14 protein-coding genes are annotated in these 12669 nt (G+C 47.2%); all 14 read right to left on the bottom strand.

What is annotated here, in order from left to right; genetic code table 11:
• Nucleotides 1-50: 50 nt before the first annotated feature.
• Nucleotides 51-308, bottom strand: a complete 258-nt coding sequence (locus tag MUN82_RS01245; protein ID WP_245094136.1) for a CAMCR motif-containing small membrane protein — start codon at nt 306-308, stop codon at nt 51-53.
• A 65-nt stretch (nt 309-373) separates the two neighbouring features.
• Nucleotides 374-928, bottom strand: a complete 555-nt coding sequence (locus MUN82_RS01240; RefSeq protein ID WP_245094135.1) for a DUF420 domain-containing protein — start codon at nt 926-928, stop codon at nt 374-376.
• Nucleotides 903-1520: an SCO family protein gene (locus MUN82_RS01235; RefSeq protein WP_511184982.1), complete on the bottom strand. Its 618-nt coding sequence runs from the start codon at nt 1518-1520 to the stop codon at nt 903-905. Before MUN82_RS01235 ends, MUN82_RS01240 begins: the two co-directional genes overlap by 26 nt.
• Nucleotides 1521-1556: 36 nt before the next feature.
• Nucleotides 1557-1901, bottom strand: coding sequence for a cytochrome C oxidase subunit IV family protein (locus MUN82_RS01230; protein WP_245094133.1), 345 nt, complete (start codon nt 1899-1901; stop codon nt 1557-1559).
• 85 nt (nt 1902-1986) lie between these two features.
• Entirely contained in the window at nt 1987-2763 is a 777-nt protein-coding gene (locus MUN82_RS01225) for a cytochrome c oxidase subunit 3 (RefSeq protein WP_245094132.1), read from the bottom strand.
• Between the two features lie 21 nt (nt 2764-2784).
• Complete coding sequence (locus tag MUN82_RS01220) at nt 2785-3372, bottom strand: cytochrome c oxidase subunit 3 (protein ID WP_245094130.1); 588 nt, start codon at nt 3370-3372, stop codon at nt 2785-2787.
• A 12-nt stretch (nt 3373-3384) separates the two neighbouring features.
• Entirely contained in the window at nt 3385-4236 is an 852-nt protein-coding gene (gene cyoE, locus MUN82_RS01215) for a heme o synthase (protein WP_245094128.1), read from the bottom strand.
• A gap of 55 nt (nt 4237-4291) precedes the next feature.
• Nucleotides 4292-5377: a COX15/CtaA family protein gene (locus MUN82_RS01210; protein WP_245094121.1), complete on the bottom strand. Its 1086-nt coding sequence runs from the start codon at nt 5375-5377 to the stop codon at nt 4292-4294.
• Between the two features lie 148 nt (nt 5378-5525).
• On the bottom strand, nt 5526-7388 hold the full coding sequence (locus MUN82_RS01205) for a cytochrome c oxidase subunit I (RefSeq protein WP_245094120.1): 1863 nt from the start codon (nt 7386-7388) through the stop codon (nt 5526-5528).
• Nucleotides 7389-7412: 24 nt separating this feature from the next.
• Complete coding sequence (locus MUN82_RS01200) at nt 7413-8501, bottom strand: cytochrome c oxidase subunit II (RefSeq protein WP_245094119.1); 1089 nt, start codon at nt 8499-8501, stop codon at nt 7413-7415.
• 87 nt (nt 8502-8588) lie between these two features.
• Entirely contained in the window at nt 8589-9890 is a 1302-nt protein-coding gene (locus MUN82_RS01195; protein ID WP_245094117.1) for a quinol:cytochrome C oxidoreductase, read from the bottom strand.
• A 6-nt stretch (nt 9891-9896) separates the two neighbouring features.
• On the bottom strand, nt 9897-10637 hold the full coding sequence (locus MUN82_RS01190; RefSeq protein ID WP_245094116.1) for a c-type cytochrome: 741 nt from the start codon (nt 10635-10637) through the stop codon (nt 9897-9899).
• On the bottom strand, nt 10637-11164 hold the full coding sequence (locus tag MUN82_RS01185; RefSeq protein ID WP_245094115.1) for a DUF3341 domain-containing protein: 528 nt from the start codon (nt 11162-11164) through the stop codon (nt 10637-10639). Before MUN82_RS01185 ends, MUN82_RS01190 begins: the two co-directional genes overlap by 1 nt.
• Nucleotides 11157-12614 (bottom strand): NrfD/PsrC family molybdoenzyme membrane anchor subunit, encoded by a 1458-nt coding sequence (nrfD, locus tag MUN82_RS01180; RefSeq protein WP_245094113.1) that lies wholly within the window; start codon nt 12612-12614, stop codon nt 11157-11159. The genes MUN82_RS01185 and nrfD overlap by 8 nt, the downstream gene beginning before the upstream one ends.
• Between the last annotated feature and the right edge of the window lie 55 nt (nt 12615-12669).

The raw sequence follows: 12669 nt of genomic DNA, 5'->3' as shown, positions 1-12669 counted from the left end.
TGGCGGCATTCACGACTTAATGCAATTGCTGTATGAAGAATACAACTGCCTTACTGTTGCGCAACTTTTTTCTTCTGTACGTTGCGATACCAGAAGTAGCCTACCGTACCCATCAGGAGGTAGGGAACTGTCATCAGGTACACAATGCCTTTGTTCAAACCTGTCACGTCGTAACCATCCTTTTCTGTACGCGACGCCTCTACCTGTGATTTACATAATACGCATTGCGCTTGCGTAGCCAATGGAAGCACGCTTAGTAGTGTGCTCAGCAGTAGTAGAAATACACTGGAAGTGAAAGCCTTTTTCATACAGTTTGAACACCTAGACTGGTGTTAAGTTTCAACTTGACTACTTGTTTTACACTATCAAAACGCTAAACGTAGTACGGTGCAATCATGAAATACACAATCACCCCCGTGACAGATACATACAGCCAGATGGGGAAGGTCCAACGGGCGATACGCCGATGCTTGGCGAACTGTTCAGTCAAGGCATAATACAGTGTAAACAACACCAAAGCAACCGTTACAGCGGCCAGCACAATATGCGTCAGCAGCAGAAAGTAATACACGCCCCGGATAGCGCCTACCCCACCGAACTTTGTGACAATGCCCTGTGAGTGATAGGCTACGTAAGATACCAAAAACAACGCACCTAGCAGAAAAGCCGCGCCCATCATGGCACGGTGGCGCACTACGTCCTTGCGACGAATGAAATAATATCCGAGCACCAGAAAAACAGCCGTCAAGGAGTTCAACCCGGCATTTACAGCTGGCAGCATCTTCACGTTGACACCTTCTACCTTCAGAATTCCCGGAAAGAAATACAGAACGGCTACTGCTAGCGGTATTACTGCGCCCAGTACACCCGCCAATATCTTGTATTTTGTGTTACCGCCAGGGTTAGCGGCCTGCGTCGTCGTGCTCATAGATGTACAATAGAACGCCTATTTCGGTCAATAGCCGATCAATCTCTTTGTGCTTGGTACCGTCGTAAATGCCGCGCACGTGCTGGTCGCGGTCTATTAGAAACAAGTTCGACGTTTGAATAGTGCTGTTATCAACAAGCGACAGATGATAATCTTCGGCTACACGCTGCACAGCTGTAGTATCACCGGCCAGAAACCACCACTTGCCCGCAATAGCACCATACTGCTCGGCTGCTTTCTCTGGTGTGAGGCCAGCTGTTATGTACGTCACTAGTTTCACCTGAGGGTCTTGACGGTACAGTTCCTGCACACGAGCTAGCTGCGCAATGGGCTCTGGCGAAGCCCCAGGGCAATTGGCACATAAAAAACTGGCCACATATAAACCACGATCTGTTATTCCTGCTAGATCTATGGCATGTCCGGTTTGCCCTGTTAGTCCAAAGCTACTGAGATGGTGATAAACAGTATCGCGCTGCCACTTTCCACCTACTTGTGTTGAGTCAACACGTTCGGGAAAGAAAATTGGCAGCGCGTAATGATTAGTGCCGAAGCTTTTTAAAAATAAAAAAGCTAAAACGGGCACAAGCAGCATGAGGCCCAACAACAGGGTTTGCCGGGGCCGCATAAATTAGTTTCCGAAAGTATGCTGAAGCAGTTCGCCAGCGTAAGAACCCTCCGTCACTAAAGCTACCAGTAGCCAGATGAGCAAAGCAGTTGGAATCAGGATGCTCCAGATAAGCCCTTTGGTTTCATGCTTTAAGTGCATGAATTCAGCTACAATAAAGAAAGCTTTGAAAATGGTCAGCACAATGTAAATGCTATTGCGCAGGGTGCTTGCCTCCATGGTGAAAGCAATAACAAATTCCACGGCTGTGATGCCTACCAATACCCAGAAGGTTTTCCAGATCCAGCCGGTATTGGGCTTCGGAATTTCCCGCAGCTCGTTATGCTGAACTTCGACGTGATGTGCCATTATAACTGAATGATTGAATGATTAAACAAGTGGATGGCTGATCACCTCAATCTAACAATGAGTGACCAGCCATCTGCTTCTATGGTTAAACGAGGTAGAAGAAGGTGAAAACAAACACCCATACCAAGTCCACAAAGTGCCAGTAAAGGCCTATTTTCTCTACCATCTCATAGTGGCCACGCTTCTCAAAAGTGCCATTGGTAGTAGCAATAAAGGCCCATACCAGTAAGCAGACACCTGAAAATACGTGTGTGCCGTGGAAACCAGTTATAAAGAAGAACAAGTCGCCAAACAATACAGGACCATATTGATTCATCGTCAGGTTTGCACCATGGAAGATGGTTCCATCACTCATCAAAGTACCTTCTTCGTGGCCGCTAATAAAGTGGCTCCACTCCCATGCTTGAGAGCCCAAGAAAGTAGCTCCGAACAAAATGGTCCACAGCAACCACTTCTGCACGTCATTCTTATCCATACGGTGGCCCGCTTCTACAGCCAATACCATCGTAACGGAGCTAAAGATGAGAATCATGGTCATCAACGCCACGAAGGCCAAAGGCAGATCCTGCCCGTGGAAACCAGGAAAGGCATTGAATACCTTCTCGGGAATAGGCCAGTAAGCCGTTGAGAATTCAAAATCCTTGACATCACCTACGTACACCGGGTTGCGGTGGCGAATCATGCCATAAGTGGTCAAAAAGGCCGCGAACGTGAAAGCATCCGACAGCAGGAAGAACCACATCATCAGCTTGCCGTAGCTCGCTTTAAAGGGTTCGTTACCGCCGTCCCAGGTGCCGGAACGTGGCTGTTCGAGTTCGACCGAATTCGTCGTGGGGGCCAGCGTTGAGGAAGAAGTGGACATACTATGCGGGGTAAGACAATACTAGTGGTTCAAAAGTAGGAACAAATACAGGTACAACCAAAGCCCACCGAGGAAGTGCCAGTAGATAGTCGCATTACCTATCGAAAGCATTTGTTTGGAATGCACTTCATAGCGCAAACTTTTGCGGAGCACAATCCATAAGAAAATTAGGCCAGTAACAAGGTGGAAGGCGTGTACGCCCATGAGCACGTATACGAACGAACCAGAAGGATTGGCGTCGGTGCCACCAAAGAAAATTCGGCTAGCAACTAAATCTCCCCACACGTTCCACTGCCCTACCAAGAAAGCCAATCCTAGTACAAAGGTTAGTATCAGAGCAATACGTACTTGTTTGATGCTGTTGCGCCGAGCAGCCATATAGGCCCACTGCATGGTACCGGAGCTTACTAAAATAATAGCGCTATTGATAGCCAACGCCATAGGTAAAGCAAACTCCAGCCAGTTGCCTTCGTCGCGCCGCACAATGTATGCGCTGGTATAGGCTGCAAAAATCATAGAGCTACTGATCATCAACAAAATCAGTTGCAAACGGTACGGGTGTTGACCAGTACCAGGTTCTTTAGCGGTTAAAACTTCGGAAGTATGCATATGAGGAGTAAGTTACAGTTTGTCGAAGACCAGCGCGATCTGCACAATGGGTAGATAGAGAAAAGAACCAAACATGATGCTCATAGCTGCTTTTTTGGAGCAGGTGCGCATGAGATAGAACGTTTGTCCTAGGAATAAAACTCCGCATACTACCGCAATTATTCCGTAAGTAGTACCCGTCATATGGAAAACGGTGGGCAGCAAACTTAAGGGAATCAGCACCATCGTATAGGTCATAATCTGAATAGCTGTGCGCAAATCTTTTCCACCAGGGGTAGGCAGCATTTTGAAACCAGCTTTTTTATAATCGTCATCTAATACCCAAGCAATAGCCCAAAAGTGTGGGAACTGCCACATAAACTGAATACCAAATAGAATCCAGGCTTCTACCCCTAATACGCCAGTAGCCGCCACCCACCCAATCATGGGGGGCATTCCACCTGGTATAGCCCCAACAGCTACACACACTGGCGAAATCGTTTTAAGAGGCGTATAGATAAACCCGTATAAAATTAGCGACAGTAACGAAAGTGCTGCCGTCAGGGGGTTGAAGAGGTATGCTAAGATTCCTAACCCCAAAAAGCCCGTTACAAAAACAAACACCCAACCCTCCTTAACGCTTATCACTCCAGTAGGGATTGGCCGCTTAGCAGTACGTTTCATCAACTTATCGAGGTCCTTCTCGAAAATCTGGTTGATGGTATTGGCTGAGCCCGTCACTAATAGGCCACCCACTAACACTAAAAGTGCCCTACCTAAGTCAAGCTCACGAGCGCCCAACAAGTATCCAATGGCACTAGAGAAGGCCACTGTCAGGGCCAAACGAAACTTGAGTAGCTGAAAAAAAGCTCTGGCTTTATACATCCGAGAGGTTGAACTAATGATTGGCCTTTGAATCCGACCAAACGCGAACCCAAAGTTACGCAACAACCCGCGGAAACGTGGCTTCCTTCATTGCTTTACGCACATGCCGGTAAGCCAGCAGTAGGATAAACTGCGAACCGAACAGCAACGTGCCTAATAAAAGATGTACAGGCTGCACTGCAGCTGGTATACTAAAATAAGACAATGTAACACCAGCCAGAATTTCTACGATAATTACACCAATGACTATCGTAGCTAAACGATGTAAACGCTGATTAGGCTGCCGGTACAGCTTGTATACTACGTAAGCGTTCAGCAGCAGTAGCACTGCTGAAAATGTACGGTGCACTGCGAAAACGTCCCCTAACTGCTCAATCCAAGTGTGACGTTGCATGTAGCTATTAGCCGTAGCTACTAAATCCACTTGCTCTCTCACTTGCGTGCCCAACACTATTTGGCCGAATGTAAGTAACACCATTAACCAAAGCCAGACAGACATTCCTCCTGACACAGTTGCTGCGGTATTCTCAGCTTTTACTACATCCCGCTGCGAACGTTCGACTGCATAAATCAATATGGCAACTATAATCAGTGCAAGCCCCATATGTACAGTTATCATGATAGGTAATAGATTGGTGGAAACCACCAAAGAACCTAACCAACCTTGCACGCCAGTAAGAACGAATGCTAAGAATGCCAGCCAAAACACCACTCGGTCGCGACGCCAGTAGGGAAAAGCTAGTACAACCGTTACGAACACAAATACCCCAATCAGAGCACCTACTAAACGGTTCACATACTCAATCCAGGTTTTCACCGGATTGAAGTCTGTTTCTATGTATTGTGTCGGATGCGCAAAAATATTGCTGGCTACTTGTCGAAAGCCAAACCTCTCTAAAGTAAGTGCTAGCCGTTTATTTTTAGCTACCCGCTGTGCTGTATACACTTCTTTATAATCAGCCGGAAGTTGGCTGCTATCAGTGGGTGGTATCCAAGTACCAAAGCATTTCGGCCAATCAGGGCAACCCATTCCGGATCCTGTGCTACGTACGATACCTCCTACCAGTATTAACAAGTAAACCGATACAACCGTGAGCACACCAAAAAAACGAAACCGGCGAACAAAAGCAGGTGCGTACATAGGTGAAATATATTCTTACTCGTGTAACCCATTACACGAGTGTATGGCTTCAAAAAATTAAGCAAAAACTTAGTTTTAATATCGCTTAAATACACGAAAAAGGGCCACCGTGGATACAGAGGCCCTTTTTCGTGTATTTAGGCAAAAACTAATCGGCCATTTCTCGCTCGTAAGGCATATTAGACGACTGTGTTTGCGAGAACGGTACGTTTTGCGGAATGAAGTCCGTCTCTGCACCTGGCTTGCTGTAGTCGTAAGGCCAACGATACACTGCTGGAATAGCCCCTGGCCAGTTGCCGTGGCCCGGAAGAACCGGCGTAGTCCATTCCAATGTATTCGACTGCCAAGGATTCTCCGTAGCCCGACGACCACGGAATATACTGTAGAAGAAGTTGAAGATGAATACGAACTGCGCGAAGAAGGCGAGGATAGCTGCTACTGAAATGAACTTGTTCAAATCAGCAAACTGGCTGAATGCATCGAAACCAGTCCAAGAATAATATCGACGAGGGAAACCGGCAATGCCTACATAGTGCATGGGTAGGAATACTAAGTAAACCCCCAAGAAAGTCAACCAGAAGTGAATGTATCCCAACTTCTCATCCATCATACGACCAAACATCTTGGGAAACCAGTGGTATACACCAGCAAACAGTCCAAAGAATGCCGAGCTACCCATTACTAAGTGGAAGTGAGCTACCACGAAGTAGGTATTGTGCATTTGTATATCCAAAGCAGCATTACCTAGAATAATACCTGTCAGACCACCTGATACGAAAAGCGACACAAAGCCAATAGAGAACAACATCGCTGTAGTGAAGCGAATGTTACCCCGCCATAAGGTAGCGAGCCAGTTAAATGTCTTTACTGCAGAAGGCACTGCAATAATCAGGGTCAAGAACATGAATACTGAGCCCAGAAATGGGTTCATTCCTGTCACGAACATATGGTGAGCCCACACGACAAATGATAGCAATGAAATACCAAGTAGCGAACCAATCATGGCACGATAGCCAAAAATGGGTTTACGGGCATTGGTAGCCATAATCTCTGATACCATACCCATAGCCGGCATAATTACAATATATACCTCTGGGTGACCTAAGAACCAGAATAAATGCTGGAACAGAATTGGGCTACCACCGGTATTAGGCAATGCTTGACCAGCAATGTAAATATCCGACAGGAAGAAGCTAGTACCGAACGAACGGTCAAATATTAGTAGTAGTGCAGCCGAGAAAAGTACAGGGAAAGCTAGCAAACCTAGCACAGCCGTCAGGAAGAACGACCAGATAGTCAACGGCAGCTTTGACATTGACATACCACGGGTACGCAGGTTAATGATAGTAGTGATATAGTTAACACCACCCAATAACTGCGATACAATGAATAATGCCATCGATACCAGCCACAATGTCATACCAGCACCAGAGCCTGGAATAGCTTGCGGTAGCGCACTTAGGGGAGGATAAATTGTCCAACCCGCTGCAGCCGGTCCCGTTTCGATGAACAATGATGAGAACATAACCACACTGGAAATAAAGAAGAACCAGTATGAGAGCATGTTCATAAAGCCCGAAGCCATGTCACGGGCACCTATCTGTAGCGGTATCAAGAAGTTTGAGAATGTACCGCTCAAGCCTGCTGTTAGCACAAAAAACACCATAATAGTGCCGTGCATTGTCACCAGAGCCAAGTAAAACTCTGGATTCAGCTTACCAGCTTCTATCCACTTGCCTAATACAGGAGTTAGCCACTCTAGAGTAGCCTCTGGCCAACCAAGTTGCAGACGGAACAAACTAGACAGCGTACCGCCTAAGATAGCCCAGAAAATACCTGTAATGAGAAACTGCTTTGCAATTACTTTATGGTCCGTACTAAAAATGTACTTCGAAACAAAGCTTTGCTCGTGGTGCTCATCATGGTGCAGATGCTCATCGTGTTCGGTATGGGGGACCGAAACGCCGATGCCGCCTTGCGCCTGTGCGTTTGTAGGAATATTAGCAGCCATAAAGAAGCGTGCGTTAAAAATTAGTTACAACGAAGCTGGAGTAGCCGACTGTACCGCAGCTGTAGCTGCGGGGCCTACCGGAGCAGTTGCTCCAACCGTTTTCTGACTTTGTGCTTTCTTTTTCAAGTTAGCCATAAGCTCAGGATTTTGCGATGAGAAAGACTTCTGCTGTGACAACCAAGCAATGTAGTCTTCTGGTTCCTCTACAATTACCTCCATTCGCATGGCAAAATGCCCCCGACCGCATATCTGGTTGCAAGCAATTTCATAGGTAAACTTAGGATTACCTGTCTTAGCTCGCATTTCCTCAGTTGTTAGAGTAGGTGTAAACCAAAACTTGGTAGGCATACCCGGCACAGCATACATCTGCACTCGGAAATGAGGCATATATACTGCATGTAAAACGTCGCGCGAACGAATCTTGAACATAATGGGATGGCCCTTAGGGATATGAAGAGCACCCGATGAGAATGTAATATCGTCCAGTGAGCTTTCGTCATTCAGATCAAGGCCGAAATCGTTAGAAGCGTCAATCAGCCGATAATTTACTACCCCGAGTTTTTGGTCACGACCAGGATAGCGAGCTAGCCAGCCAAACTGCTTGCCCATTACTTCGATAACTACTGCATCTTTAGGTGCAGGGCCCGTAATACGTGTCCATTCTTTCCAACCAGCGAATACCAAAGCAGCCATTACAACGGCAGGAATCAGCGTCCAGATGATCTCAATCTTGTTGTTGTGCGCAAAAAAGAAAGCCCGACGACCTTCACGATACTGATACTTGTACGAGTATACAAACAACAACACTTGAGTTAGCACGAAGGCAATTCCCAAAATAACCATTGTCGTCCAGAACATCCGCTCTAAAGCGTGCCCGTGCACAGAGGCAATAGGCGGATTCATATCATCGAAGCTGTCTGCAAAAGACCACGCAAAGGCGGCACCGCCAACAACTAGAAATACTAAGAACAGAATCGCATTGACACGGTTACTAGCGCCAATTTCACGATTGGAGCTACCCGAAAAAATGGATGTCAGAATCTGGAGGCGGAACAACAGGCCAAACACGACCAGTAGCAACACCAAAACCAGTAGAATACCAAGAGCAATCATTTGTGAAGAAGTTAGAAGCTAGCAGCTGAAAATTATAGGCATCATAAGAACTAACTCTTTCTGCCTATAATTTCCAGCTTCTAAAATTTAAGTCGTGTGATGGATGCTCTCGTCGAGGAAGGGATGATTGACGGGAACCAGTGAAGCCTGTGACAGCCGCTTAGTAAGTAATAGCAAGAAGCTACCTAAGAACACTAACGCTGTACCTATTTCAATGATAAACCCATTATTGCCCCGCATAGTTGCAGGCATAATCATTAAGTAGAAATCAAACCAGTGACCTATGAGAATAGCTATACTCACAATCTTCAGCATAATCATTTGCCGTTTTGCATCGCGAGTCATCAACACTAAGAAAGGGAAAGCGAAGTTGATGATTAGATTAAAGAAGAACAGGCCAGTATAAGCGTTATCGAAACCGCCGAGACGCTGGTTGAAATACACTGATTCTTCTGGAATATTAGCGTACCAAATCAGCATGAATTGAGAGAACCATACGTATGTCCAGAAGATGCTGAAACCGAACATAAATTTCCCCAAATCGTGTAAGTGACTGGAATTTACAAAACGCAGGTACCCAGCTTGCTTCAGAAAAATGGTGCAAAGCGTAATAGCAGCAATACCTGATACCCACCAGCTAGCAAAAACATACCAGCCAAACATAGTGCTATACCAGTGTGTGTCAATTGACATAACCCAGTCCCATGCCGACATTGATTCTGTTACAGCAAACAGCACAAGAAACAGAGCGGCTGTTTTGATGCTTTGGTGGAAGTAGTAAGTTCCACCGTTTAGATCTTCTTCTAGTGACAACTTGCGTAAGCGCTCAGTGAAAACCCACCAGATTACAAGGTATGATACCGTACGAATCAAGTAGAAGGGTACACTTAGAAAGCCGCTTTTCCCAGCAATGATCTTATCATAGCTCTCGCTTCCAGGAGTCATAATACCTGGGGTTGTCCAGTGGAAGATATCGCTATGCCATAGGTTCAGCAGAAAAACAACAATCAAAATAACGCCACCAGGCAAAATCCAAGCGCTAGTTGCTTCTGGTACGCGTCGGATAGCAATTGACCAACCAGCATAAGCGACAGTATTAATTGCTACCCAGACAGTACCTACAACAGATAAGCCAAGGAAGAAAATATTGCTGTGCCACACGCTTATGAGAATGCGTTTGATCCATATCGGGCTACCATGATGCGCGCTAGCATGACTAGCCGCCTCATGTCCAGCTGCATGTTCAGATCCGCCGAAGAAAGCTAAAGCCACCCCGACAATAAATAGAACAATGCCAGCTAAAATTAGCCAAATAAACTTTTTACGGGTATTAGACGAAAGTTCCAGGTGTTCAGCCGTGGCGCTTTCATGGTGCGTCAGTGTTGCCATAGTGCCTTAGTTCGCCGTTCCGTTAGTTGCCTTTGTATTTCCCTGTCCGGGAGTAGCTGAACCAGTACCAGCCTGAGCTTCTCCTACAGGAGCCTGAGTAGACGAATCAGAAGTTTCTGTTGAGTCAGCGGTAGTACTCGTTGGACCTACCTTTACCATTTTAGCTAAGCCTTCTGAGCCCTCGCCAAGTTGCAAGGCGCGCACATACATAGAAATCTTCCAACGTTCCTCAGGATTAACCTGTGAACCGTGTGGCATCATACGGCCCTTACCCCATTCAATGACATGGTAGATATGACCATCGTTCATTGTCTTGTAGGCTCCAGCAGAATAATTAGGTACACCCTTGAACTTTTGCCCTACAGGCCCTTGTCCATCGCCTTGTTCGCCATGGCAATGTTGGCAGTTACGGGCATAGAGTGTCTGGCCTTCCAAAAGATTTTCCTGTGTGTAGGGCAGAGGATTCTTCATACGACGCGAAGCTTGCTCCACGCTATCTTTCGGAATATGATCGTAATAATCCAGCTTACCCAACGGTACAGTACCTACCGGCGGGGTGCGCTGGTTGATACCCATTGGGTTGATGGTATTAGCCGTGATTTGCCGCAGAGGTTCGTACGGAATAGATTCGTACATCTCCGGTGCATATTCAATACCGGTGTCATTGGCGTCATGGCAAGCAGTTGTGCAAATAGCTCCAACTACCATCAGCGACGCTTGCAGATTTGTTTTCAGCGACTGCGCCATTAGTTCTTAGTCATTTCTTTTTCATTGACTTCTGAAGCACCATTATCGCGCAACAACTGTGTCAACTGGCCTAAATTACTTGTGCCGTCCTTTAGCTCGATAGCCATTACAAATTTATCATCTGTAGAACGCACATCCATTACTTGTACTTTCGGTTTGGGATACATACTTGTAATGATAAAGAAGGTGATGGCCATACCATGACAAGTAAATAGTACTGTCAACTCGAATGCAACCGGAATGAACGCTGGTAGCGAAATGTGAGGTTTACCACCAATGATCATAGGCCAGTCAAATCCTAGCATATAGATCTGCATCCACAGAGCGAAAGACAAGCCGCATAAGCCATAAAAGAAGGCTGCAATGGGTAGTCGGCTCCGCTCAATTCCCAGTGCATCATCGATACCGTGAATAGGAAAAGGCGTGAACACGTCATAAATCTTCACTCCCGCTGCGCGCACGTTCTCGATTGCATGCAGGAGTACGTCTTCGTCATCGAAAACGCCGAGGGCGAAACGCTTAGTCATGTTTAGTGTAAGTTACGGGAGCAGAAGCTGGTACGCCAGGAGTAGCGTGGTGAGGCGTTGGAGTGTGGTGAGGGTCGTGACCAGTATATGTAGGACCATTATCCACGGTGTATTTCAAGATAGTCTTTACCTCAGCCATGTTGATGACGGGGAAGAACTTGGCAAACAACAGGAACAGCGTGAAGAACAGACCTATGGTGCCCACGTAGACGCCGATGTCAATAATTGAGGGCGAGAACATAGCCCAGCTCGACGGCAGGTAGTCGCGGTGCAGCGAGGTCACGATAATCACGAAGCGCTCGAACCACATACCGATGTTCACAATGATGGAGAGCACGAACGTCATCGGAATGCTGTAGCGCACTTTGCGGATCCACACCAACTGGGGCGTAATCACGTTGCAGGTCATCATCGACCAGTAGGCCCACCAGTACGGGCCCGTCGCCCGGTTGATGAAAGCGTACTGCTCGAATTCAACTTGCGAGTACCAAGCAATGAAGAACTCGGTGATGTACGCTACGCCCACAATCGAGCCCGTAATCATCATGATCTTGTTCATCAGAGCAATGTGCTCAAGCGTGATGTAGTCCTCCAGCTTGAACACCACCCGGGTGATGAGCATTAGGGTGAGCACCATGGCGAAGCCCGAGAAGATAGCCCCCGCCACGAAGTAGGGCGGGAAGATGGTGGTATGCCAGCCCGGTACCACGGAGGTCGCAAAGTCCATCGATACAATGGTGTGCACCGACAGTACCAGCGGAGTAGATACACCGGCGAGAATCAGCGACACCGTCTCATAGCGAGACCAAGCCTTGGCTGAGCCTTTCCAGTTCATGCTCAGCATGGAGTAGGCAACTTTAGCAATCGGTCCTTTTGCCCGGTCACGAATGGTAGCGAAGTCGGGAATCAGACCGATGTACCAGAACACGAGCGAAACGGAGAAGTAGGTCGAGATGGCGAATACGTCCCACAGCAGCGGCGAATTGAAGTTTGCCCACAACGAACCGAAAGTATTTTGCAAAGGAAACACCCAATAAGCTTGCCATGGACGTCCCATGTGCAACACTGGGAACATGGCCGCGCAAATTACCGCGAAGATGGTCATAGCCTCGGCGGCGCGGTTAATAGACGAACGCCATTTCTGGCGGAACAACAGCAGTACGGCTGAGATAAGGGTGCCGGCGTGACCAATACCTACCCACCACACGAAGTTGGTGATGTCCCAGGCCCAGCCAACAGTTTTATTGAGTCCCCACTCCCCAATGCCATACCACAAGGTACGGTAAACGGAATAGATGAATACGCCAAGGAAGAATAGAGCAACGGCCAGGGCCGCCATCCACCGAATATTCGGCTTGGCTTCTACCTGCCGGCACACGTCCTGCGTGATGTCGTGGTACGTTTTCCCCCCGGTTACGAGCGGCTCCCGTACAGGCGATACGTGCTGCATAGTGGTTTATTTAAGGAAGTGGCAGGAAGTAGACTCATTATAATAACTCGTAGTT

The organism is Hymenobacter aerilatus, assembly GCF_022921095.1.
GTDB lineage: Bacteria > Bacteroidota > Bacteroidia > Cytophagales > Hymenobacteraceae > Hymenobacter > Hymenobacter aerilatus.
The sequence above is the reverse complement of the archived record's forward strand: the minus strand, read 5'-3'. Positions and strand labels throughout refer to the sequence as shown.

Bases quoted from the DNA above. Each gene is read 5' to 3' on its own strand.
- MUN82_RS01205 (WP_245094120.1), bottom strand. From the start codon at position 7,388: ATGGCTGCTAATATTCCTACAAACGCACAGGCGCAAGGCGGCATCGGC.
- MUN82_RS01225 (WP_245094132.1), bottom strand. From the start codon at position 2,763: ATGTCCACTTCTTCCTCAACGCTGGCCCCCACGACGAATTCGGTCGAA.
- MUN82_RS01240 (WP_245094135.1), bottom strand. From the start codon at position 928: ATGAGCACGACGACGCAGGCCGCTAACCCTGGCGGTAACACAAAATAC.
- MUN82_RS01210 (WP_245094121.1), bottom strand. From the start codon at position 5,377: ATGTACGCACCTGCTTTTGTTCGCCGGTTTCGTTTTTTTGGTGTGCTC.
- MUN82_RS01195 (WP_245094117.1), bottom strand. From the start codon at position 9,890: ATGGCAACACTGACGCACCATGAAAGCGCCACGGCTGAACACCTGGAA.
- MUN82_RS01245 (WP_245094136.1), bottom strand. From the start codon at position 308: ATGAAAAAGGCTTTCACTTCCAGTGTATTTCTACTACTGCTGAGCACA.
- MUN82_RS01235 (WP_511184982.1), bottom strand. From the start codon at position 1,520: ATGCTGCTTGTGCCCGTTTTAGCTTTTTTATTTTTAAAAAGCTTCGGC.
- MUN82_RS01185 (WP_245094115.1), bottom strand. From the start codon at position 11,164: ATGACTAAGCGTTTCGCCCTCGGCGTTTTCGATGACGAAGACGTACTC.
- MUN82_RS01200 (WP_245094119.1), bottom strand. From the start codon at position 8,501: ATGATTGCTCTTGGTATTCTACTGGTTTTGGTGTTGCTACTGGTCGTG.
- MUN82_RS01220 (WP_245094130.1), bottom strand. From the start codon at position 3,372: ATGCATACTTCCGAAGTTTTAACCGCTAAAGAACCTGGTACTGGTCAA.
- nrfD (WP_245094113.1), bottom strand. From the start codon at position 12,614: ATGCAGCACGTATCGCCTGTACGGGAGCCGCTCGTAACCGGGGGGAAA.
- cyoE (WP_245094128.1), bottom strand. From the start codon at position 4,236: ATGTATAAAGCCAGAGCTTTTTTTCAGCTACTCAAGTTTCGTTTGGCC.
- MUN82_RS01190 (WP_245094116.1), bottom strand. From the start codon at position 10,637: ATGGCGCAGTCGCTGAAAACAAATCTGCAAGCGTCGCTGATGGTAGTT.
- MUN82_RS01230 (WP_245094133.1), bottom strand. From the start codon at position 1,901: ATGGCACATCACGTCGAAGTTCAGCATAACGAGCTGCGGGAAATTCCG.